The sequence below is a fragment of the Pseudomonas sp. 2995-1 genome (genome assembly GCF_002742505.1).
Classification (GTDB): domain Bacteria; phylum Pseudomonadota; class Gammaproteobacteria; order Pseudomonadales; family Pseudomonadaceae; genus Aquipseudomonas; species Aquipseudomonas sivasensis.
Window position 1 is genome coordinate 1 of sequence record NZ_LJSA01000270.1, and the last position, 403, is coordinate 403.

A 403-nucleotide genomic window follows, 5' to 3' on the forward strand; every position below is an offset into this window, starting at 1 on the left:
TCCTCCACATATCTACGCATTTCACCGCTACACGTGGAATTCCACTTTCCTCTCCTACACTCAAGTCCCCCAGTTTCCAATGACCCTCCACGGTTGAGCCGTGGGCTTTCACATCAGACTTAAGAGACCGCCTGCGCGCGCTTTACGCCCAATAATTCCGGACAACGCTTGCCCCCTACGTATTACCGCGGCTGCTGGCACGTAGTTAGCCGGGGCTTTCTGGTTAGGTACCGTCAAGGTGCCGACCTATTCGAACGGCACTTGTTCTTCCCTAACAACAGAACTTTACAATCCGAAGACCTTCATCGTTCACGCGGCGTTGCACCGTCAGGCTTTCGCCCATTGCGGATGATTCCCTACTGCTGCCTCCCGTAGGAGTCTGGACCGTGTCTCAGTTCCAGTG

1 rRNA gene is annotated in these 403 nt (G+C 54.8%); it reads right to left on the reverse strand.

Going from position 1 to position 403, the window contains the following annotated elements:
- A 16S ribosomal RNA gene (locus AOA61_RS05695) occupies nucleotides 1-403 on the reverse strand; the annotation flags it as partial.